The 20447-nt window shown below is 43.8% G+C and carries 26 protein-coding genes, 1 pseudogene and 1 riboswitch; of the genes and pseudogenes, 7 read left to right on the forward strand and 20 right to left on the reverse strand.

What is annotated here, in order from left to right; all coding sequences use genetic code 11:
• Positions 1-224: 224 nt before the first annotated feature.
• Positions 225-436, reverse strand: a riboswitch (cobalamin riboswitch).
• An 83-nt stretch (positions 437-519) separates the two neighbouring features.
• The 7 genes and pseudogenes from MNQ98_RS24475 to MNQ98_RS24505 form a co-directional block, all read right to left on the reverse strand.
• A complete protein-coding gene (locus MNQ98_RS24475; protein WP_241930565.1) occupies positions 520-1110 on the reverse strand; it encodes a histidine phosphatase family protein in 591 nt (196 codons plus the stop codon).
• The gene (cbiB, locus tag MNQ98_RS24480) at positions 1101-2078 is read right to left on the reverse strand and encodes an adenosylcobinamide-phosphate synthase CbiB (RefSeq protein ID WP_241930566.1); all 978 of its coding nucleotides are present in this window, start codon (positions 2076-2078) and stop codon (positions 1101-1103) included. Before cbiB ends, MNQ98_RS24475 begins: the two co-directional genes overlap by 10 nt.
• Positions 2075-2797, reverse strand: a complete 723-nt coding sequence (locus MNQ98_RS24485; RefSeq protein ID WP_241930567.1) for an adenosylcobinamide amidohydrolase — start codon at positions 2795-2797, stop codon at positions 2075-2077. The genes cbiB and MNQ98_RS24485 overlap by 4 nt, the downstream gene beginning before the upstream one ends.
• Positions 2798-2813: 16 nt before the next feature.
• Positions 2814-3905 (reverse strand): threonine-phosphate decarboxylase CobD, encoded by a 1092-nt coding sequence (gene cobD / locus MNQ98_RS24490; protein WP_241930568.1) that lies wholly within the window; start codon positions 3903-3905, stop codon positions 2814-2816.
• 268 nt (positions 3906-4173) lie between these two features.
• A complete protein-coding gene (locus MNQ98_RS24495) occupies positions 4174-4344 on the reverse strand; it encodes a hypothetical protein (protein ID WP_241930569.1) in 171 nt (56 codons plus the stop codon).
• Between the two features lie 406 nt (positions 4345-4750).
• Positions 4751-5566: a DUF2935 domain-containing protein gene (locus MNQ98_RS24500; protein WP_241930570.1), complete on the reverse strand. Its 816-nt coding sequence runs from the start codon at positions 5564-5566 to the stop codon at positions 4751-4753.
• Positions 5567-5647: 81 nt separating this feature from the next.
• A pseudogene (locus MNQ98_RS24505) lies at positions 5648-5907 on the reverse strand (transposase); the annotation flags it as partial.
• Positions 5908-6066: 159 nt separating this feature from the next.
• Between MNQ98_RS24505 and MNQ98_RS24510 the strand changes: the two are divergent.
• Positions 6067-6333, forward strand: coding sequence for a hypothetical protein (locus MNQ98_RS24510; protein ID WP_241930571.1), 267 nt, complete (start codon positions 6067-6069; stop codon positions 6331-6333).
• Positions 6334-6560: 227 nt separating this feature from the next.
• On the opposite strand, the gene MNQ98_RS29955 is transcribed toward MNQ98_RS24510, so the two are convergent.
• Entirely contained in the window at positions 6561-6629 is a 69-nt protein-coding gene (locus tag MNQ98_RS29955; protein WP_481856792.1) for an S-layer homology domain-containing protein, read from the reverse strand.
• Positions 6630-6656: 27 nt separating this feature from the next.
• Positions 6657-7151 (reverse strand): S-layer homology domain-containing protein, encoded by a 495-nt coding sequence (locus tag MNQ98_RS24515; protein ID WP_241930572.1) that lies wholly within the window; start codon positions 7149-7151, stop codon positions 6657-6659.
• A gap of 62 nt (positions 7152-7213) precedes the next feature.
• On the opposite strand from MNQ98_RS24515, the gene MNQ98_RS24520 reads away from it, so the two are divergent.
• Together MNQ98_RS24520 and MNQ98_RS24525 are read left to right on the forward strand one after the other, a co-directional pair.
• The gene (locus tag MNQ98_RS24520) at positions 7214-7474 is read left to right on the forward strand and encodes a hypothetical protein (RefSeq protein ID WP_241930573.1); all 261 of its coding nucleotides are present in this window, start codon (positions 7214-7216) and stop codon (positions 7472-7474) included.
• Between the two features lie 198 nt (positions 7475-7672).
• Positions 7673-8329: a CatB-related O-acetyltransferase gene (locus MNQ98_RS24525; RefSeq protein ID WP_241930574.1), complete on the forward strand. Its 657-nt coding sequence runs from the start codon at positions 7673-7675 to the stop codon at positions 8327-8329.
• Between the two features lie 100 nt (positions 8330-8429).
• Here the strand turns inward: MNQ98_RS24525 and MNQ98_RS24530 are convergent, their stop codons facing one another.
• Both MNQ98_RS24530 and MNQ98_RS24535 read right to left on the reverse strand, forming a co-directional pair.
• Positions 8430-8675, reverse strand: a complete 246-nt coding sequence (locus MNQ98_RS24530; RefSeq protein ID WP_241930575.1) for a hypothetical protein — start codon at positions 8673-8675, stop codon at positions 8430-8432.
• A 128-nt stretch (positions 8676-8803) separates the two neighbouring features.
• Complete coding sequence (locus MNQ98_RS24535) at positions 8804-9070, reverse strand: hypothetical protein (protein WP_241930576.1); 267 nt, start codon at positions 9068-9070, stop codon at positions 8804-8806.
• Between the two features lie 93 nt (positions 9071-9163).
• Between MNQ98_RS24535 and MNQ98_RS24540 the strand changes: the two genes are divergently transcribed.
• The 3 genes from MNQ98_RS24540 to MNQ98_RS24550 are packed head-to-tail and all read left to right on the forward strand — an operon-like array spanning position 9164 to position 9866.
• Entirely contained in the window at positions 9164-9409 is a 246-nt protein-coding gene (locus tag MNQ98_RS24540) for a hypothetical protein (RefSeq protein ID WP_241930577.1), read from the forward strand.
• Between the two features lie 13 nt (positions 9410-9422).
• The gene (locus MNQ98_RS24545) at positions 9423-9626 is read left to right on the forward strand and encodes a hypothetical protein (protein ID WP_241930578.1); all 204 of its coding nucleotides are present in this window, start codon (positions 9423-9425) and stop codon (positions 9624-9626) included.
• Positions 9627-9641: 15 nt separating this feature from the next.
• A complete protein-coding gene (locus MNQ98_RS24550; protein WP_241930579.1) occupies positions 9642-9866 on the forward strand; it encodes a DUF6199 family natural product biosynthesis protein in 225 nt (74 codons plus the stop codon).
• A 1052-nt stretch (positions 9867-10918) separates the two neighbouring features.
• Here MNQ98_RS24550 and MNQ98_RS24555 read toward each other — a convergent pair.
• The 9 genes from MNQ98_RS24555 to MNQ98_RS24595 form a co-directional block, all read right to left on the reverse strand.
• Positions 10919-11209, reverse strand: coding sequence for a hypothetical protein (locus MNQ98_RS24555; RefSeq protein WP_241930580.1), 291 nt, complete (start codon positions 11207-11209; stop codon positions 10919-10921).
• 13 nt (positions 11210-11222) lie between these two features.
• On the reverse strand, positions 11223-12461 hold the full coding sequence (locus tag MNQ98_RS24560; protein WP_241930581.1) for a WXG100 family type VII secretion target: 1239 nt from the start codon (positions 12459-12461) through the stop codon (positions 11223-11225).
• A 526-nt stretch (positions 12462-12987) separates the two neighbouring features.
• Positions 12988-14616, reverse strand: coding sequence for a chaperonin GroEL (gene groL / locus MNQ98_RS24565; protein ID WP_208917967.1), 1629 nt, complete (start codon positions 14614-14616; stop codon positions 12988-12990).
• Between the two features lie 62 nt (positions 14617-14678).
• Complete coding sequence (groES, locus tag MNQ98_RS24570) at positions 14679-14960, reverse strand: co-chaperone GroES (RefSeq protein WP_054956559.1); 282 nt, start codon at positions 14958-14960, stop codon at positions 14679-14681.
• Between the two features lie 311 nt (positions 14961-15271).
• Positions 15272-16045: a twin-arginine translocase subunit TatC gene (gene tatC, locus MNQ98_RS24575; protein ID WP_241930582.1), complete on the reverse strand. Its 774-nt coding sequence runs from the start codon at positions 16043-16045 to the stop codon at positions 15272-15274.
• 136 nt (positions 16046-16181) lie between these two features.
• Complete coding sequence (gene tatA, locus MNQ98_RS24580; protein ID WP_241930583.1) at positions 16182-16412, reverse strand: twin-arginine translocase TatA/TatE family subunit; 231 nt, start codon at positions 16410-16412, stop codon at positions 16182-16184.
• Between the two features lie 136 nt (positions 16413-16548).
• Entirely contained in the window at positions 16549-17034 is a 486-nt protein-coding gene (locus MNQ98_RS24585) for a MogA/MoaB family molybdenum cofactor biosynthesis protein (protein WP_241930584.1), read from the reverse strand.
• 63 nt (positions 17035-17097) lie between these two features.
• Positions 17098-17574 (reverse strand): cyclic pyranopterin monophosphate synthase MoaC, encoded by a 477-nt coding sequence (gene moaC / locus MNQ98_RS24590; protein ID WP_241930585.1) that lies wholly within the window; start codon positions 17572-17574, stop codon positions 17098-17100.
• Between the two features lie 14 nt (positions 17575-17588).
• A complete protein-coding gene (locus MNQ98_RS24595; RefSeq protein WP_241930586.1) occupies positions 17589-18197 on the reverse strand; it encodes a 5-formyltetrahydrofolate cyclo-ligase in 609 nt (202 codons plus the stop codon).
• Positions 18198-18382: 185 nt separating this feature from the next.
• On the opposite strand from MNQ98_RS24595, the gene MNQ98_RS24600 reads away from it, so the two are divergent.
• Positions 18383-20335, forward strand: coding sequence for an ABC-F family ATP-binding cassette domain-containing protein (locus MNQ98_RS24600; RefSeq protein ID WP_241930587.1), 1953 nt, complete (start codon positions 18383-18385; stop codon positions 20333-20335).
• Positions 20336-20447: the final 112 nt, after the last annotated feature.

Raw genomic sequence — 20447 nt, forward strand, 5'->3', positions numbered from 1 at the left:
CTCTATCTTCGTTTTCATGTTCTGCGAGATGCTCCCCTTGTTATTTCAATGAATGATCTCAACGATAGTCTGTGCAACAAAAAAAACCTGATCTTCTTTTACAAGAAAGAATCAGGGATTACGTCATACGGGGTTCATAGTAATTGCCATGAGTCCCGCGGCTATGTACCGGGTTAAAATCGCAGTACTTCCACAAGCCAAACGTAATCCTTTCCTCGAAGGACCGTCGTACTACTCATAAGGCAGGTCTCCTGACTCACAGGTTCGCTAATATCCTCACCTTCCCATTCTGCTTGTCGCAGAACAGTGGTAAATCGAGAATATCCCTGTTTACAGTGGCGGGACCGTGCCGGAATTTCACCGGCTTCCCCATTAACTAGGTAATAAAAGCACATATTTTGCGCTTCTAATCTAGACCTCACAAGTTTTTTATATTCATTTAGATACAAGACTTACTTCTCAATTTAAAATTATAGGTTAGATAGGGACACCTTACAACCCCTTGCTCTAATGGCTCACTCACAAGTGTCCTATCCATTTGCCCTTATCACATGTCAACTTCAACGTTAACAAGCTCCCCGGATCTGCAGAGAAATCCCAGAAGGTCGAACCTGGAATGGTCATAGTGGCTAGTTGTCTTATCACTCCTCCATGAGTCACCATTAGCACGTGGTTATCCTTACCCTCTTCCTTCACCCAACAGGTCAGACTGTTCATAAAATCTGCCAGCCTCCCCTGAAAATGCTTCCAGGCTTCACCTCCTGGAGGAGTCACGGATTGAGGATTGTCCAGCCATTCCCGGTAGATCCTAGAATGCTTTAACTGACCGTATGTCTTCCCCTCCCAATCTCCAAAATCCATTTCTCGCAAACGGTTATCGAAGACCACTCTATCTGTTGAAGCAGAATAAATCCAATCGAGCGTTTCCCTACACCTCTTTAAGTCACTACAGAATATCTTATGAAACGTTCTTCCTTCAAGGGCATTTTTCACAGGTAAGAGCTCCGTCAATGATTCTTGGAGAATTCCTATATCTGTATGACCTAAATATCGTTTATCCTTATTCCACTGCGTTTTCCCATGACGAATACATACCAACTCTAACCCCATAGTGTACCACCTATACTCCATATAGTAAGTATGCTCAGGAGCAGGAATAATAATGATGCAGCCAGCATCAATCTTACGGTTGACTGAATATCCCCTTTATCCATCGGACGGGAATATTCGCCCATATATGCACGAAAAGATACCACACCGTTATAGGCGTTCTCGCCTCCGAGCCGAATCCCTAAAGCTCCAGCTACAGCTGATTCAGGAAATCCACTGTTGGGACTTGGATGGAGACGGGCATCGTGTCTTATGGTACGATAAGATTTTTTGTAATCCAGACGCATGATCCAACTGCTAACGACCAGTAATAAAGCTGTTATTCGTGCTGGAATGAAGTTAGCAATATCATCCAAACGGGCCGAAGCCCACCCCAGGTTAATATATTTCTCATTCTTGTATCCAACCATAGAATCTAGGGTATTCACAGCCCGATAAGCCATTGCAAGTGGAGCTCCTCCAATAAGTGCGTAGAATAGCGGAGACACTATGGCATCAACAATATTTTCTGCGACCGTCTCAACCGTTCCACGAACAACCTCAGGCTCGTCTAAGTGCGCTGTATCACGTCCAACAATCATCCCTAGTGCTTTCCGAGCAGCAGGTAAATCCCCACGGTTAAGATGATTGTACACTTCCATACCCGCATCCTTAAGCCCTTTCGTAGCAATGGTCGTAGCGATTAATATGACCTCCGCTCCCGTTGCAAGCCATGGATGAATCATATAAAGGCCTCTCAAAAATGCCCAGGTTATAAGCAGCGAACCTCCCACGATAATAACCGGGAGTAGAATTCCGGCCTTTTTCAGTTGGTCCGGTTGAATGACATGACTACGAATCCTCTTCTCTAACCGTTTGATCGAATTTCCCATACCTATCACAGGGTGAGGAAGCCAGCGCGGGTCTCCAATGATGAGATCTAATAGGTATGCAGCGCATATTATGAATATTGTTGCCCACTCCATCATGATGGATTCACTCCCGCAGCCTTCAAGCTTTCTTTTACCGTTCCATAAACTAGCCGCCCAATCGCAGCTCCCAGATCAGTTGCCGTTCCGCAATATCGATGTTCAATAGGATAGGAAGTGGATTGACTAACTCCTAACACGATAGCATCCGTTGTGGTTCCTGTAGCGATTAAACCATTCTCTGCATCACGAATTCCCAAATCAGCCAGAGCAGCTACCTTCGCTTCTACAGCAGTTGTAACAGCATTCACCATCGCTGCTTGAGTCATTCTGGCATCAATGATGAGCATGATATTAATCGTACCTGGTTGATAAACTGGAAATGTAGTCCGCTCAGATCCAGCACGTGCGCCGTTCGATACTCCCGCCGTAGTACAACAGAATAGGGAAGCGTCCTCCCCGGTTTCTTCGAGAACAGCAGCATGTTTGAGCCGAACAGCTGTCAATAATCCTGCCGTCGATTGCTGTGTATAGCCCCACTCTTGGAATAGCTTCTCCACATCTTTTTCCGGATGATTACAATCATAGAACCGATCTACATAAATATTGGCTACCCGGTCGATCCTCCCCATACCTCCTCCATGTATAGCGCTGCTAAGACAATCCATATGGACAGGGGAGTGGAGCAGCAAATGACGTTCATGCCGCGTAAGCGTTAGACCGGGCCAAGCCACAGATTTATAATGGGTACTCTCATCATTCAAAAAAGGCGTTGTCATTTTAAAACTCCTATTCTCATCCTACACTCTCTATCACACTCTGTATCTCTTTTAGAAATACTTGATTTGCTTCCGAGCTTTTAACGGCGATCCGAATATGTCCTTGTCCAAGTCCAGGATACATCGCACAACTTCGAATTAATATCCCCCGGATTCCAAGTTTCTGCTGCATATCTATCGCACGCCATGGATCAGGGAGTCTTACCAATAAGAAATTCGCTTCCCCTGGACTTACCTCACATCCTAATTTTCGAAGCCCTTGGACCAGCACTTCACGCTCCCTCGTTATCAGTTCCATGGTGCTTCTCTCGAATTCTTTATCGCAATCAAGTGACGCCTCGCCCGCTAACAATGCCAGTCCATTCACACTCCAAGTTACCTGCTTTCTTGTCATGGATCTGATGACATCTGGGTGTGCCAACGTATAGCCCAATCGCAGACCTGGTATAGCATAAAACTTCGTCATGGACCGTACTAGCAGCGTACGGGGATACTTTTCAAGCTCCGTCAATAACGACGCTTGCTGTTGTTCTGGAATGAAATCAATAAAAGCTTCGTCTACAACGAGATAGGTCTGCGATTGCTCAGCCAACTCAGCTAATATATGCAGCTCTTGAAGTGTATACTGTACACCATTCGGATTGTTAGGCTGTCCAATAAACACCAGATCCACCTGTTGTATCAATTCTCCAATGTCCTCAATCGTTGCTTTCCAATCCTTGTCTTGTCTACCGCGTACCGAATTCACTTCAATATCAAATTGTTCTGATAGCTGCCGGTACTCCGAGAAACAAGGTTCAATAATGCCTACCTTCTGTGGATGAAGCCCGAGTAGAATAAGGGACATACACTCTGCTGCACCATTTCCTACACAGATGTTATCTTCGTTAACTCTCAGCTTACGACCAAGGATATGTTTAAATTGCCGATGGCCTGGATCAGGATATCGAATGATTGACGATAGAGCCAGCTCCAATTGCTTTAGTACTTGCCCAGGTGGACCAAGAGGATTAATGTTAGCACTGAAATCTAGGAATACACTCTCTTCAATTCCATATGCCTTTGCAGCACTTTCCAAATCCCCTCCATGTCCGTATTGCTCTAACATACCGATTACTCCTCTGCCTAAATTTATTCAATGTTTCCATTATCGCGTGGGTTCTTCGGATGCGTCAATTCATAAGTCTATTTTAAACATAATATAGAAGGCTTCCCGAAAGTTCTGTGAACTTATGAAAGCCTTCTTTATCTTCTGCCTAAAGTGAATGGTGATGACATTACTTTGTTGACGTCACAGGGATGCTCCGGTAATTGCTTCATTTCTCGCTATTTTCAATACTTATTTTGGTAGCCCAATTTATCTAGGTCAAGTGTCACTAATCAATCGCAGACATAATATGAATTAGTTCAAGACGAAGGGAGAAAATCAATGAGTCAAGAAAACTATAGCGTTCAAGGAACTCAACAAAGGGATCCCCAATCCCATCATCATCACGGACATGAGGGTACACATCATCATCATCCTCATCATCCCCATTTTCATCCATATAGTCATCCACAAGGTGCCCATTTTATCCATCATCATCACCACCATCATTTTCACCACATGATGAGAGAACAAAATACTCAACAATAATATTAGAATAGAATAACGAAAATATAAGGCGAGAAGATTTACACCCACATTCACATGCTGCATGAATGCAGCCGTGGGTGTCATTCTCGCCTTTTCTAGGCTACATCCTAAATGGAACGGAAAAACCTGACTTGAATTTTGAAACTAATGAGGTACGAATCACTAAAACACTTCATAACCCTGAAAATGTGATTTTATAGAAAGAGAATCCCTCTCGGGATCCTTTTAAATACTGGTATTACAGGGTTTTTGGCCCCTTTGCCGTTACTTTGTCTTTTATTGATCTATCGTTTCCCGTTAGTTAAGTTCTTGAAGCATTAGTTCCCCACTCTAGGTTTGGCAGGATCACAATCAGGGTGGGGCACGCCTACAGCAGCTTGAGAGAGTTTAGTCAAATAATAGCACTCTTCCCGGTACATATGATCGGGCATCAGCTGTGCTAACGTGCCCAGTAGTTCTTTTCCAGTCGTGAGCTCCTCCACTTCGGATAGAAATTTCATGAAAAGAAGCATAACGGCATTGGCTTCCTGATTGAACCTTCGCAGAGCAGGGAAATCGGTCAAACCAGTACGCATATAACCCGCAAGCTCAATCGCTTTAAGATAAAAGTTTTCAAAATAGCGCTCGAATTCCTCGCTCTTGTTTTTCCAGCTACGCTCTACCAGATCAAATTGGCCTGACAAGCTGCCCGCGTGGCCGACTGCGTCTTGAAGCCATAGTAAATGCTGATGAACCTCCGGTCCTGAAGGAGGTAGTTGGACACTTGTCAGTGTCGCAAAAACACGCATTGCTTCCTCGATCTCATTGACCATATGATTCAAAAACGTCTGGGACAAATGAAAGGTAATATTACCCGTAAGCGACCGTTGCAGCAAATGAAGCTTAAAGGTGCGCAATTGTGAAGTCCAGGGATTGACAGATTGAAGCAGGACAGCGATGCCCTCGCGATTCAGGTCCTGCCGCGCTGAACCCAACAACTTGTCAAAGCCTTGAACGAACTGCTGTGCAGTGGATATTTCCGCAGCCTCTCCTGGAGCCAGCCCATCCCGAATAAACCTCGCATGATCGCCCAAAACCTGCAGCCAAAATCGGAGCTCAAAGAGAGCGCCGTTCTCAAAGCTCATTTCCGCCATTTTCTACAACTCCCTTTTCAGATGACTTCCCAATCTTTTATCACCCTATGTGAGAGCGCATTTTCATATGCCTATCTAGTACACGGCGTACGTGAGCACTTCCTTAGAGCCATCCTCACGAATTCCTACGGCAAAATAGACCGTTCCTTCGATACCGTTTCACTCTTAACGGCGATATAGGTCGCATCAATATAGACGCACACATAGCGCTTCTCAAGTGGTCGTTTCATAAATACATCGACATGCTCGACCATCACTTTTGTCATGTTCGATACGATTGGTGGCGTGTAGTAGTGACCGTACATTTTCTCGATTAGATCCGCAATCTCCTTCATCGTGATTCTCTCGATCGAAGCAGAGGCCTGTCGGCCGTGTTGCCCAATATTTAGGTATGTTCATTATTGATTACTGAAGTCATGAATTATTAATTTTTGGACAAACTGAATTTTGGCAGTGCTAAAATTGTCATTTGTGTTTTTTAACAAAAGGAGGAATCAACGATGTCTAGTGCAAAGGATCTTTCTATACAAAATAAAATGGAAAATATTTTCAATCACACTTGTGGAACATGGCAAAACTGTACGGAGTCAAACATCCAATCATTCTTAGAACAGTGCCAAGAACATAGTATAGACTCACAATATTGTATGAGTTGGGTGGAACAACATAAATCACAAATACCTGACTGGCAAGTTGTTTCAAAAGTCTCTCTTGACTGGGTTAATCAGCATACTTCAACTGGATCTCCCATTTCATTTACTGAATAGTATCTTCATTAATAGTGGAAATGAGAGGTGAGCTTCAGAATCTCGGGAATATACGCCAACTCTTTTGATTCAATTATCCGGCGTAGTATTTGCAGTTCCTCTAGTTGCTGAAGTTATTTATTCACGGTATTTCCTCTTCATTATTACCCACAGCCCCATCCACCAATGCGGCTGCGGGTACTCTTTTCAAATCGCTAATTTTAGCTGATTGCTCAATCAATCTACAGCTACAGCGCTGCTTCTGCCCGGGTAACGCTTCCGGCTGGCTTGAACAGCCCAGCTCCCATGCCTTCCATCAAGCGGCTGGCTGCTGCTTGCGCTACTTAGGATTGCGCCCACACTGGTATTTGCTCTGCATCACGGAATTTGCTCAACTGCCCGCTTCCCACTACATCACCCTGTGTCGTACGTGCCAGCACCGCTGCCAGTTCCACCCGCGTAATGCCTTCCTGCGGCCTGAAGCTGCCGTCGCTATAGCCTGTAATCCATCCAACCTGCATAGCAGACTTCACTGCATCAGCTGCCCATTTATCAATTCTCGCTTCATCTGTGAAGCTTGGGGCTTCAGCGCCCGTGCCAATATCCCGATCAGCTCCTGACGGGGTCACGACCTGATCGGGACGATACGTATGATCAGCAAAGCCTGTAACAATACCCGCTTGCATCGCTTTTTCAATCCAGGATTGTACGTAAACTATGATTTCAGCCTTTATGAGAAGCGGATCAAAGCGGGGAACGCGCTTGATCTGAGCGCTTCGCTGACTACGGTGTGGACGAAAAAATGGGCGAAGGCGCGCCTTGTGGAAGGTGGACGACAAGTATTACGGCGTTCCTACTCAGAAGGGCTTGTCTTTTGTCTGGCTGAACAAGGATATGCTCGATGCCAAGGGACTGCCGGTTCCCACGGAATGGGGGCTGGACGAACTCATCCTTTTACCATGATATTCTCGAAATTTCTAACTCTTTTGATTTTCAAAATAAACAATGGAAAGGCGAGAAGATTTACGCCCCGGTCATATGCTGCATTCATGCAGCTGTGCGTGTCATTCTCGCCTTTTTCTATGGTTACAACCTATCATGGGAAAACCGTCATGTGGTGCTCAACTTTGGTTTAAGTTACAGTCTGATTGTGCTCATATAAGGGTCAAAAATCTACTGTATATTCTATATTCGAACAGTGAAGTTTGACTAAAAGATAATTCGTTTGTTACAATCTCACCAACAAATAGGAAAAGGATGAGGGCGATGGTTCGTCGTTTGATAAGGTTTAAAAATGTCGCTACTGCATTAAGCTTCTAAGTATAAAATGATTTATTCTACTTAGAAGCGAGGGAACAGAATGAAACAACATCAATTTGAACACTGGTCCGAAATTAAGTATTTAAAGGATATTGTCAAGAACCCAATGATTAAAGTAGGGGAATACTCATACTATTCTGGTTATTACGATAATCATGATTTCGAAGATGGGTGTGTTAGATACCTATGGGGGGATGAAAAATCCAGAAAGTTGTTTAACCCCATCGAAGACCATGGTTGGCATATAGATAAATTGATTATTGGAAATTACGTATGCATTGCAAGTGGTGTAATTATTTTAATGGGTGGAAATCACAATCATCATCCTGAATGGATAACCGTGTATCCGTTTGTGGAGCAGATTGAAAATTCTTACGCACCAAAAGGCGATACAGTCATCGAAAGTGATGCATGGATTGGAATGAATGCAATGATTATGCCAGGTGTGACAATAGGTGAGGGCGCCATTGTTGCGGCTGGTTCGGTTGTAACAAAAGATGTCCCACCATATACTATCGTAGGCGGTAACCCTGCTCAACAGATAAAGAAACGCTTTACAGACGAAGAAATTGAAAAGTTAAAAGAAATGCGTTGGTTCGATTGGGAACGCGAGAAAATTGAGCAGGTCAGTCATATCTTGTCAAGTTCTTCCGTTAATCAATTATATGACTTTTATCAAAAAGAAATAAAACCATAACGTTTAATTTCAGACCTTCTCATTAGAATAAAAAACTAATAAGTTTAAAAAGCAATAGTCCCTTCTTCAATTCAAGAAGGGACTATTTTTTTTGACACCTTCAAAACTCTGAATCATCCTGTTCAAAGAAACCCATTAACTTTAAACTATTGGCTGTGCTCTCAGTACCTTCAGTAAGCTTCCGTCGGATCGTGCTATCGCTTAATCCATGCCGGAAGAACAGTATCGTTTCCTTATATGAATACCCCTGCATGAGAATCGTCATCTCTTTATATTTTCCGAGCAGGAATTTTGTTCGCTGGATCTCTGTTTCACTCGCTGTGGAAAGAGTTCCCCTTGCCCCCATGCCATCGCCATTCCCCTCAATCCCCTTTATGCTATAATTATCGAGAGGAATATATAACCGATTGATTGACCCCCGCCCCGGCCAAGGATGTGGGGGTCTTTGCGTTCACCAATTCCTTGCATTTTTTCTTATGCTTCGCACTCCCTTGAAAGGGACACGACTAATTGCATTTGAATCAACACTTTTTCAAGGATCTCTAAAGGGTCATCAGTGTCTTTCATGCCTTCACAAATTTCAATGGCTTCTTTTACTGCTTTATCGAGTTTATCTGCACGTTTTTTCTCAGTTGCTGCTTGCTGGAGCCAGTGCTTTAAAACTTTAGGCCAAACTAAATACTGTCCTCCGTCATCAAACCTATTACAATATTCCATATCTTCTTGCCAGTCTCTATTCATTCCACACCTCCTAAATCCTCTGATTCATTTTACCTCCTATTTACCGGAACTTCCATTTAGTTCCTGCGTATTTAACAGTAAGGGGTTGATCTTATGTTTTTACTAATACTCGATGTTCTGATCATATCGATCAACGTTCTGATCATTTTGTTCGGTATGTATGTCTTCACTTATCCAGATAATGATTGGTTACGAATGTTCAATGGAATTCCTGATGATGTAGAACAAGATGATATTGACTTATTGAAAATTAAATTTAGGGCTGTAATCGCAATAATGCTCGGTGTGATAATGGGTTCGTTTTCGGCATTGCAGGCCATCGTTACACATATTGGGTAGGGAGGTAGAACTTTTGTTTCTAATGTTAGTTGGTGCCATTAATATCTGGCTTGGCACATCTGTATTCAGAAATCCCGAAGAAATGGCGATCAGAATGAACCGGGATGAGTATCATGAAATAGATGATACTGATGTATTAAAAATGCAATTTCTTGGAGTATTCGTTGTTAGTCCTGGTTTAATATTGGTCTTGGTAGGACTATCAACTCTGATTTAATTTGGAGGTAATGATATGTCATGGTTTACACTTTTTCTTTTATCTATTATTTTCATAGGTATTGGTGTCCTTTCTAGAAAGTATCCGACATTCGGATGGAGAATGAATGAAGGATGGAAAGTCAAAGGTGACTCCGAACCAAGCGATACCTATATTGATTCGGTGAAATTCGGTGGATTAATCTCCATTTGCCTGGGCTCCATTTTTTTAGTGCTTGGAATGATGACTATATTGCTTTAGTGATACCCCTTAAAGAACCCCCACTACTCAAATTGTAAGAACTAACGTTCTATCAGATAAATGTAGTTAGTCACCCCGGTCTGAATCGACCGGGGTTCTACTTCTTATATCAGTGTGGACTATGCCACTCCGCTGCTTTGCATTTCCTTCTTCACAGCTTCCTTATACTTACTGAGTTTGCTGCTGAGTTGACCTGATGTCATACCTGTTGGCAATTTCGCGCCAGGTCACATCCTGATCACGTTTCTGTTCGTACAGTTTCGGAAAATCGAGGGGTAAATCCGTGAAAGATGGACGCTCTCACAAAATGTATTGCTCCAGTTCGTCCCTGCTGATATCTGCCGATTCTGAACTAGCTTCCTCCTCACCTTCTTGATCTGCTACTTCGCTTCGATCGTCTTCCTCAAAGTTCATTTCATATGACTCGTTGGTCCGACTGCTGTGAGTCAGATTCGCTCTGCTGCATCCACTCCGGAAGGTCTGATTGAATACTGTTTCCTTCTTGATTGTCGAGCTGCTTCTCTTCCTCTACTGGTTTTCATATTTGTCACTACACCAGAACTATCAGTTGTTACACGACGGCCAAATGCCTTTACTCCGAAAGAATACGATGTTCCCGCTCTCAGGTCAGTGTAAGTATACAAGCCACTTAAACCATAAATCGAACGATAATAACTACCATCTAGATAAAGCTTACTCCACTGCTGTCAGATGCATCTACAAGTTGTGCTAAAAAATTTTTATACGTAAAATTAATTTGATAAGACTATCAGCAGGAAAGCGTTCTGGAGGGGGATTGAGTATGTACAATCTTTATTTGATTACTGAATCTAGTCAACGATAAGAAATATGTCGGTTTTACCTCAAAGGGGTAATTTAAAGCATTGATCGATATATTATCCTATTTATAGTTGAAAATTTCATTGAACGCACCCTCATGTTTATTCTCCTCCATAAAAAAACACCCTCTACTTATGCTTAAATAAGCTTTGAGCCAGAACGGTGCTTCTGTTAAATTTATGATGAAATACATTTTTCACAGCAGTTTTTCATCAATCTTGATTTCTATATATCGTTGAACCAATTTTAATTTCTTCAGGTGAAATCGCCTTACCTACACATATTCCGATATTCTTTTTATCAGCCATTGAAGTTGAAATTTGTACTGAACTTACTTGGAGTGGAATTTCTCGATTATCCGTTCGTTTAACAAGTATTTTCTCACCTATCATTTTTTTTATCTCTGGATGAGTTAGTTGATCTAGTTCTTTGTCTGTACCGACCATAACAGTACCTTCCTCTTTTGATTCAAATACTAAACTGATAGTCATAATCTTCTCCATTAATTATCCTCCACTATCTTTCATTAATATATAGTTCATCTCTAACATCACGTATACGTAAATCAGCATTTTTCAGCCTAGCAATAGCATCTCGTAATAACGTCATTCTCTCCGTTGATGTCAGATCAGGAGCAAATCTCGCAGCTCTTATACTAGCTTGAGCTTCATCTAAAGCATAATTCTTTTTAAAGGTTTCTGCATCAACATCATATAATTCAAAAGCCCTTCCTGCCTTGTAGGCTTCATAATGGCCAACAATTTCATGGGCAATAGTAGCTTTTCCTGTAACACGAGAATTAGCAGTTAATGTACCAATTCCTGTTTGCTCTGCTGGGAGCACGTCCGTATTGATAATGAACCTGTCGTACATCATCCCTGTATTCCATTCATCATAAAAACCAGGCCTAGATACTATAATGTTCTCCTCTGGAAAATTCAACGATTTAGTGTAATCCACTATTTCAGCTTTTTGAGTATCAGTTAGTGGAAACTCATTTCGCAATCCCCCAGAGGATATTTGTCTTAGTTCACTTGCTCCCTCATATTTTACAGATGAACTCAATACATTTTTCGGCTTAATAAGGGAACCTGTTACACCACCTGTTACAAGTCCGGCTGTTCCAATCACGCTGGCAAGATGTTCTGTAGACCAAGCCCTTGTAGGAAAAACAGCTTCTCTAACTGTTCCATGTATTCCAAAAGTCATTCCGTTAGCAAAATCATTAGGAGATTCAAAAAGCTTGTCCGCCCTTTCAATATACCCTTGATAAGCACCTTTGGGTATACCTGCTGTCCAGTAATCCAAAAAACTCCACACCGAACTATATCGCCTTTCATACCTCTCGTTAGAAGCATCCATTATTCCGCTACCCAGCTCTTTCAAGCTGTCAACAGATTTCTCAAATCCATTACGTGAGTCAATAGGAGGGGCGGGACAAGTATTTGGTGGAGGCGGTAAACAACTCGGATCAATGTTTCCTGTATCCAAGTAGTCCGCTAGTTTGAACTTATTCGCAATTTGGCTTAATTCGACAGAAATTGATGAAGATAACGATACAAAAAACTCCATATCTTTTTTGGCAGCATGAAAATCATAATAGAACCGCTGTTTAGTTGTACCATCCCATAAAGATTCCATAAGCAATATTTGATTAACTAGTTGGTCATTCATTTGTTCAATCATTTTACTAGATTTATCAAATTGAGCTGAGACTACATAAACTTGTTCAGGAGTTATATTAATTGTCGTCATAAGATACCTCATTAATAGTATTACACATTATTCTACTATTATTTACCATACTTATAGTGTCTTTAACAAAAAAGAGTACTGTTTTCATTTTTAGTAAATGAAATCTCCCCCAGAAGGATGAACTATTAGGGAATACATCTTAATAGACAGAAGGTGTGGCTTTTCACCTAGAACGGCAGATGCAATACTAGAGCGAATAGACTAGGCTTACCCGGAATTTTAAAAACTGAACAATGGAGGAAGATATTTTTCCATATATTCGACGCAACTTGCCCCCTATAAAAAAAGGAGGTGAAAAGATGCCTTGAAGAACGATTTACAAAAGTTTACTGAAATAATTCCTGATAAACAAATTTTAATAAAATGTCTATATGCACGTTACAAAGACAATGAAAAAAGAAGCTTCCCACAAGTTCAGTGAACTCATGAGAAGCCTCTAATCATGTTACCCTATGTGGGGAAAATGTGGGGAAACGGCCTTCCCCACACTCACAAACCCTTATAAATCAAGGGGTCAGACCCCATTTTACATCATGCCGCCCATTCCACCCATGCCGCCCATATCAGGCATGCCTGGCTTTTCTGGTTCTGGCTTGTCAGCGATAACCGCCTCTGTTGTCAGGAACATAGCTGCAACGGAAGCCGCATTTTGAAGAGCGGAACGTGTTACTTTCGCAGGGTCAACGATACCTGCTTCGAACATGTTCACCCACTGATCAGTAGCAGCATTGTAGCCGATGCCGATCTCTTCTTTTTTCAGACGCTCAACGATAACTGAACCTTCTTGACCAGCGTTTGCTGCAATCGTGCGGATTGGCTCTTCCAGAGCGCGCAGAACGATGTTCACGCCTGTTTTCTCGTCGCCTTCTACTTTTACAGCAGCAACAGCGTTGTATACGTTAACGAGCGCAGTACCACCACCGGATACCATACCTTCTTCAACCGCAGCACGGGTTGCGTTCAGGGCATCTTCGATGCGTAATTTGCGTTCTTTCAATTCAGTTTCAGTAGCCGCACCGACTTTGATTACTGCTACGCCACCAGCCAGTTTAGCCAGACGCTCTTGCAGTTTCTCTTTGTCGAACTCGGAAGTAGTCTCTTCCAGTTGGTTGCGGATTTGCTTAACGCGAGCTTCGATATCGTCTTTGTTGCCAGCGCCGTCAACGATGATCGTGTTTTCTTTAGTAACACGTACTTGACGAGCTGTACCCAATTGATCGATGGAAGCGGATTTCAGGTCGAGACCAAGCTCTTCCGTAATCACTTGACCACCAGTCAATGCAGCGATGTCTTGCAGCATTGCTTTACGACGATCACCGAAGCCTGGAGCTTTAACAGCAACCGCGTTGAATGTTCCACGCAACTTGTTCACGATCAGCATCGCTTGAGCTTCGCCTTCGATGTCTTCTGCGATCAGAACGAGCGGTTTGCCTTGTTGTACGATTTTCTCAAGGATCGGCAGGATTTCTTGAGTGTTAGTTACTTTTTTATCCGTGATCAGGATGTATGGATTTTCAAGAACAGCTTCCATTTTATCCGTATCTGTGATCATGTATGGGGAGATGTAGCCACGGTCAAACTGCATACCTTCTACAACTTCCAGCTCAGTCAAGAAGCCGCGGGATTCTTCAACAGTGATAACACCGTCTTTACCCACTTTATCCATAGCTTCTGCGATCAGTTGACCTACTTCTTCATCGTCTGCGGATACGGAAGCAACCTGAGCGATTTCCTGATGGTTTTTAACTTCCTTCGCAATGTTTTGAAGCTCTTCTACAGCAGCTCTAACCGCTTTATCGATACCCTTGCGGATGATCATTGGGTTAGCGCCTGCAGTTACGTTTTTCAGACCTTCACGGATCATCGCTTGAGCGAGAACCGTTGCAGTTGTTGTACCGTCACCGGCAACATCGTTTGTTTTTGTAGCTACTTCTTTAACGAGCTGAGCACCCATGTTCTCGAATGCATCTTCCAGCTCGATTTCTTTAGCAATCGTAACACCGTCATTTGTGATGAGCGGGCTTCCGAATTTCTTTTCCAAAACAACGTTACGGCCTTTCGGTCCGAGTGTTACTTTTACTGCGTTAGCCAATGCATCAACACCGCGGAGCATTGCGCGGCGGGCGTCTTCACTAAACTTAATATCTTTAGCCATGGTATTACATACCTCCCTAATGGATTATGAATATTTCAGCACTCTTATATTCAGGTTGTGAATTAACCCAAGATCGCGTGGATGTCGCTTTCTTTCATAATCAAATATTCTTTACCTTCGTATTTGATTTCTGTTCCGGCATATTTGGAGAAAATGACACGGTCGCCTTCTTTAACTTCCAACGCTACACGAACACCATCTTTCAAAGAACCGCTGCCTACAGCGATAACTTTTCCTTCTTGCGGCTTTTCCTTAGCGGAGTCCGGAAGCACGATCCCGAATGCCGTGGTTTCTTCTTGTTCGATTGGTTCTACCAATACGCGTTCACCTAAAGGTCTGATCATGAAAAAATAGCCTCCTTTAAAAATATGTTGTGGTGCTCTGTTTCAAAGCTTTATGTATTAGCACTCAACCATCGTCAGTGCTAACAACCAATTTTATGATACTTCAAGTTGCCTGAAGATTTCAAGTCCTTTGCGCTATTTTTTACTCATTTTTTGATATAAGCGCAGGAACAGGTTGTCCTCAAGACTCCTCTTTCCATTCTATCCACGACTTTTCAATTTATGCCTGCGTTTATCTTTCTAATAAACCAAAAAAAGAGCGTCCTGATCAGGACACTCTTTAACGAAGAAGTATATACAGTTGACCGGGCCTAATCTTCTTCATCAACACGTATGTAGTGGCTTTCCATATCCATATCCGCCTGCAATTGCTTGCGATACACAAAAGCTGAAAGAAATACGCTTAATTCGTATAGAAGCAGCAGAGGGATCGCCACCAGAAAATCGGAGATAAAGTCTGGCGGTGTAATGACAACAGCCACAAACACAAGTCCGAAATAGGCTACACGGCGCATCTTCTTCAGCCTCAGCGGATTCAGAATCCGAATTTTGGTTAAGAACATCACAATCAGGGGAAGTTCAAATAGCAATGCCAGCGGCAGCACCAGGTTGAACATAAAGTTAAAATAATTCGTGATGCCGTATGTCTCCTGAAGCCCCATACTCTTTGTAATGGTCGTCGTAAAAGACAGTGTCATTGGAAATACGATGTAATATCCAAATGCAATACCCAAAATAAGCAGTAAAAAAGCATATGGAATATAACGAACTGTCGCCTTCTGCTCATTTTTCCGTAGCCCTGGCTTTACAAAAGCCCAAAGCTGATAAAATATAAACGGAACCGATATAACAAGCGAGAAAAGGGCAGCAATTTTCATATAGATCCCGATACCATCCCAAAAAGAGAAGGCATTCAGTTCAAACGACTTGGCCTGCTCCGTTCCCGTCAAATACCGGTAAATCGGCTCAGCGATAAACAGACCGGCAATCAATCCGCCCACAAACACGACAAGCACAATAATAATCCGCTTGCGAAGCTCACTAAGATGCTCTACAAGCGCCATCTCTTCCATTTTTTCCGACATGCTAGATATCACCTCATCTGTATCCCGGCAGCACAAGAAGAAACGGCTGAATCCTCGCGTGGGAAGGGGTCCGTTTCTCATAATAAGTGCGAAAAATCCCTCCCGTAGGAGGGGATTTCACTTTACGAAACCGTTCTTATTCCGGAAGACGTCTATCTTCAACGTTGGCCTGTGCTGCGGCTGGCTGTGGTGCTTCTTCCTTCTTCTTCGAAGCCGGCTCATCGTCAATGATCTCACGTGCTCCTTCCTTAAACTCGCGGAACGTTCTGCCTACAGCGCGCCCCAGTTCAGGAAGCTTGTTCGGTCCGAATAGCAGCAGAGCTAAGATGACGAGTAGAATAATACCTGGTACTCCGATTGAACTCATACCTTTCTCCTCCTAATTACACGAAATCAGCCTATATGATATTTATACCGCCATCATACCATAACAAAAATCACATAAACAATGAGGATTTATGATATTTTTTACATAATTCTTCCTAAATCCGTTGCAAAATCCGCTATTCGTGGTACTGTCCCGTAACCATAAGCAGTGCCTCAGGCAGCTGATCCATAACGGCTGCAAGATTCTCATGCACACCTTTTGGCGACCCAGGTAAATTGAGAACCAGCGTTCGGCCACGAATGCCGCACACCCCACGGAACAGCATGGCACTTCGATTCTTCTGCATTACCGTAGCCCGCATCGCTTCGACAATACCCGGCACTTCCCGCTCGACGACCCGTTTAGTCGCTTCCGGCGTTACATCCCTCACTGCTAATTCCGTCCCCCCGGTTGTAAGCACCAGATCCACTTGAAAATAATCCGTCAATTCAATCAACGCGGCAATAATTTCATCTTCTTCATCAGGAACAATACGGTATTCGATAATTTCGCCGCCCAATTCCTCTTCAATCAGTTCCCGGATAACCTGGGCGCTCGTATCCTCGCGTTCCCCGCGTGAGCCTTTATCGCTCGCCGTCAGGATCGCCGTTTTCCACAACATGAGTACCCTCCCCTTCCCTCTGCCGAATCTTTCTTCTATATTCAATAATGAAATGAATCCCGTTTAATTACTTTCGTTCATGTAATTTCCGCTCTTGCCTCCGGTCTTGCTGAGTAGCTTTGTTGGACCAATCTCCATATCCTTTTGCATTGCTTTACACATATCATAAACGGTCAGAGCAGCGGCAGAAACAGCTGTTAGAGCCTCCATTTCAACCCCGGTCTTTCCTGTCGTCTTCACAGTTGCTTCTATATATAATTCATCCCGGCCATTATCGCCGAATTCCACATTAATACCCGTAAGGGGAAGCGGATGGCACATTGGAATCCAATCCGATGTCTTCTTGGCAGCCATTATACCGGCCACCTGCGCTACCGCAAGCACGTCGCCTTTTTCAATACCGCCCTCTTTAATACGTCGGAGCGTATCTGGATGCATCTTCACGGTTGTTCGTGCAGTGGCTGTCCGGGATGTTATGTTCTTATCACTCACATCCACCATCTTCGCTCTGCCCTGCTCATTAAAATGACTAAGCTCCATTCCATCACCTTCCGCTAGAATCCAGTCTTTATGTATCCATTTTCAGTTATAAGCCCGTCCAGACGCAAATCGTGACATTCCATCGGCACCTGATCTGTAACCTGAGCTTCAAATCCAAGCCCGATCCATAAGGGAGTCTTCTTACCACCCGCTACAGCCGATAACATGCGGTCCCGAAGACGGTCATAATATCCGCCTCCATAACCAAGCCGTCCACCTTTCCCATCGAATGCCAGACCCGGAACCCATATGACATCCGGAACAACATCCTTTCGGCATTTCTCTGCGCGCACAGGATCCGGTTCAGGAATACCATAAGCACCTTGAATCAGTTCATTCCAACTGCGGAATAGGTATAGCTCCATCATGCCGCTTCCCCGAAGGCTTCTCGGCACCATGACTTCAATTCCATTCTCCCATGCCCACGTTATCAGCGGCCGGGTATCGAGCTCCGAACGAAATGGAACATACACTAGCATACTGCCCACGTGACTGGCTATCAGCAGATCGGTCGCATGACGGCAGACCTGTCCGGATCGCTCTTCACGATCGCTATCCGATATCGAATCTCTAAGAGAAACCTTAAGCGCCCGAAGTTCAGTTTTGGAAGCAGAAATGTTCAATCCGCTCTTTCCCTTCATGCTTATAATTAAGATTAGTTTACCATTGTTCCTCCCTTTCGCCAAGAATGCCGTAAGTCACCATGAATCGGTCGCTTGTTTACCTTTTTTCATGTAAACTTACCTTATCATCATCTGAATTCTACCAATGAATCAGGAACTACATATAGATGGAGGTTTTATCTCACATGCTACTGCAAGCCAATGGCATTACGAAATTATTTGGGGTCACTCCGGTGCTTGAGGGCATCAACCTGCAAATTCTTGAACGGGAGCGGATTGGACTCGTTGGCGTAAACGGTGCCGGTAAATCGACGCTGCTTCAGATTTTGGCTGGAGATATGTCATATGACGGGGGACAAATATTTAAAGCAAAAGAAACAACGATTGGTTATTTGGCGCAAAATAGCGGCCTGCAGTCGAACCGTACCATTTGGGAGGAAATGCTGGACGTATTTACACCGCTCATTGAAACGGAACGCGAGCTTCGCCAAATGGAGCAGCAGATCGCCGATCCCGCCTCTAGCGAAGATTCGAAACGTTATCAGGATTTGCTTGACCGGTATGCCGTCCGTTCCGACTGGTTCAAGGATCACGGCGGCTATGAAATGGAAACGCGCATCCGCAGCATTCTCCACGGAATGGGCTTCGGAAGTTTTTCACCGGACACCTCTATCGCCACTTTAAGCGGTGGTCAGAAAACCCGTCTGGCGCTGGCACGTATACTTCTTCAAGCCCCTGACCTACTCATGCTAGACGAACCTACGAACCACCTGGATATCGCAACGCTGACCTGGCTTGAGGATTACCTGCGCGGTTATTCGGGAGCACTGCTTGTTGTATCCCATGACCGATATTTTCTGGATCGTCTCGTAACAACCATTGTTGAAATTGAACGCCATCAATCGAAACGATACACAGGCAATTACAGCAAATATATCGAACTGAAAGCAGCGGAATACGAATCGCAACTGAAGCAGTACGAGAAACAACAGGATGAGATTGCTCGGATGGAAACCTTTATCCAGCGCAACCTCGTACGTGCCTCTACTACGAAGCGTGCACAGAGCCGGCGTAAAGCTCTTGACCGAATGGATCGGCTGGACAGGCCCATGGGCGATTTGAAAAAAGCTCACTTCTCCTTCGAGGTAGAGTACATGTCCGGTAAAGAGGTGCTTCAGGTGAAAGACCTGTCCGTCGCTTTTCAGCCTGGAGAAACATTGTTCCGAAATGTATCCTTCGATCTCCGGAGAGGAGAAACCGTCGCCCTGATCGGACCGAACGGGATCGGCAAGTCTACGCTGCTCAAATGTCTCATTGACGATATGAAGCCGGCTTCCGGATCCCTACAGTGGGGAACCAAAGTCAAGATCGGCTATTATGATCAGGAACAATCCGAGCTCAATCCGAAAAATACTGTACTGGAAGAGCTGTGGAGCGCTTATCCCCATATGGAAGAAGCACGAATACGGACCGTTCTTGGCAATTTTTTGTTCAGTGGTGAAGACGTCCTGAAGAAGATCAGCTCTTTAAGTGGGGGCGAAAAAGCGCGTGTGTCTCTTGCGAAACTGATGCTTCTAGAAGCCAATATGCTTATCTTAGATGAACCAACCAACCATCTGGATTTGTTCAGCAAAGAAGTGCTGGAATCCGCACTGATTGATTATGAAGGCACCCTGTTCTTTATTTCTCACGACCGCTACTTTCTTAACAAAATGGCGGAACGCATCGTAGAGCTGCATCCAGACAGCGTTCAACATTTCCTGGGTAATTACGACGATTACACAGATAAACAGCAAGAGATCGTTGAAATGAACAACGAGCCTTCTGAACCATTCTCCCGCACAGGAACCAAGCAGGAGACCGTCACGGAAACTCCAACTGACAAACCAGGCGCCTCTTCCTTCGAAGCAGATAAGCAAGCGAAGCGTGAAGAAAGAAACCGACAGCGCAAGCTTGCCAGCCTGGAAGAACAGATTCATTCATTGGAGACGGAAGTTGCGCAGCTGGAAGCGGAAATGGCCCTCCCGGAAATATATCAGGACTATATGGCTCTGCAAGAACGCCAACAGATCACGGATACCAAAAAAGCTTTGTTGGAACAAATTTTTACGGAGTGGGAAAGCTTGCTGGAGGCTTAAACAGTCCGATTTTATAAAAAAACAAAAAAAGTTCACAAATATGCTTCAAAATCGCTTTATCACTTATGCACAGCCTTATCCCCAATTTCCGTGCATAAGTATGACTTGAAAA

This window comes from Paenibacillus sp. N3/727 (assembly GCF_022637315.1).
Classification (GTDB): Bacteria; Bacillota; Bacilli; order Paenibacillales; family Paenibacillaceae; genus Paenibacillus_AQ; species Paenibacillus_AQ uliginis.

Bases quoted from the DNA above. Each gene is read 5' to 3' on its own strand.
- cobD (WP_241930568.1), bottom strand. From the start codon at position 3,905: ATGTTAGAGCAATACGGACATGGAGGGGATTTGGAAAGTGCTGCAAAG.
- MNQ98_RS24585 (WP_241930584.1), bottom strand. From the start codon at position 17,034: ATGTTGTGGAAAACGGCGATCCTGACGGCGAGCGATAAAGGCTCACGC.
- MNQ98_RS24540 (WP_241930577.1), top strand. From the start codon at position 9,164: ATGTTTTTACTAATACTCGATGTTCTGATCATATCGATCAACGTTCTG.
- cbiB (WP_241930566.1), bottom strand. From the start codon at position 2,078: ATGATGGAGTGGGCAACAATATTCATAATATGCGCTGCATACCTATTA.
- MNQ98_RS24555 (WP_241930580.1), bottom strand. From the start codon at position 11,209: ATGGAGAAGATTATGACTATCAGTTTAGTATTTGAATCAAAAGAGGAA.
- MNQ98_RS24530 (WP_241930575.1), bottom strand. From the start codon at position 8,675: ATGGGGGCAAGGGGAACTCTTTCCACAGCGAGTGAAACAGAGATCCAG.
- MNQ98_RS24525 (WP_241930574.1), top strand. From the start codon at position 7,673: ATGAAACAACATCAATTTGAACACTGGTCCGAAATTAAGTATTTAAAG.
- groL (WP_208917967.1), bottom strand. From the start codon at position 14,616: ATGGCTAAAGATATTAAGTTTAGTGAAGACGCCCGCCGCGCAATGCTC.
- MNQ98_RS24560 (WP_241930581.1), bottom strand. From the start codon at position 12,461: ATGACGACAATTAATATAACTCCTGAACAAGTTTATGTAGTCTCAGCT.
- MNQ98_RS24475 (WP_241930565.1), bottom strand. From the start codon at position 1,110: ATGGGGTTAGAGTTGGTATGTATTCGTCATGGGAAAACGCAGTGGAAT.
- moaC (WP_241930585.1), bottom strand. From the start codon at position 17,574: ATGGAGCTTAGTCATTTTAATGAGCAGGGCAGAGCGAAGATGGTGGAT.
- MNQ98_RS24500 (WP_241930570.1), bottom strand. From the start codon at position 5,566: ATGGCGGAAATGAGCTTTGAGAACGGCGCTCTCTTTGAGCTCCGATTT.
- groES (WP_054956559.1), bottom strand. From the start codon at position 14,960: ATGATCAGACCTTTAGGTGAACGCGTATTGGTAGAACCAATCGAACAA.
- tatC (WP_241930582.1), bottom strand. From the start codon at position 16,045: ATGTCGGAAAAAATGGAAGAGATGGCGCTTGTAGAGCATCTTAGTGAG.
- MNQ98_RS24495 (WP_241930569.1), bottom strand. From the start codon at position 4,344: ATGGATGAAAATGGGGATGATGAGGATGATGATGATGTGTACCCTCAT.
- MNQ98_RS24550 (WP_241930579.1), top strand. From the start codon at position 9,642: ATGTCATGGTTTACACTTTTTCTTTTATCTATTATTTTCATAGGTATT.
- MNQ98_RS24520 (WP_241930573.1), top strand. From the start codon at position 7,214: ATGCCAAGGGACTGCCGGTTCCCACGGAATGGGGGCTGGACGAACTCA.
- MNQ98_RS24535 (WP_241930576.1), bottom strand. From the start codon at position 9,070: ATGAATAGAGACTGGCAAGAAGATATGGAATATTGTAATAGGTTTGAT.
- tatA (WP_241930583.1), bottom strand. From the start codon at position 16,412: ATGAGTTCAATCGGAGTACCAGGTATTATTCTACTCGTCATCTTAGCT.
- MNQ98_RS24510 (WP_241930571.1), top strand. From the start codon at position 6,067: ATGTCTAGTGCAAAGGATCTTTCTATACAAAATAAAATGGAAAATATT.
- MNQ98_RS24600 (WP_241930587.1), top strand. From the start codon at position 18,383: ATGCTACTGCAAGCCAATGGCATTACGAAATTATTTGGGGTCACTCCG.
- MNQ98_RS24485 (WP_241930567.1), bottom strand. From the start codon at position 2,797: ATGACAACGCCTTTTTTGAATGATGAGAGTACCCATTATAAATCTGTG.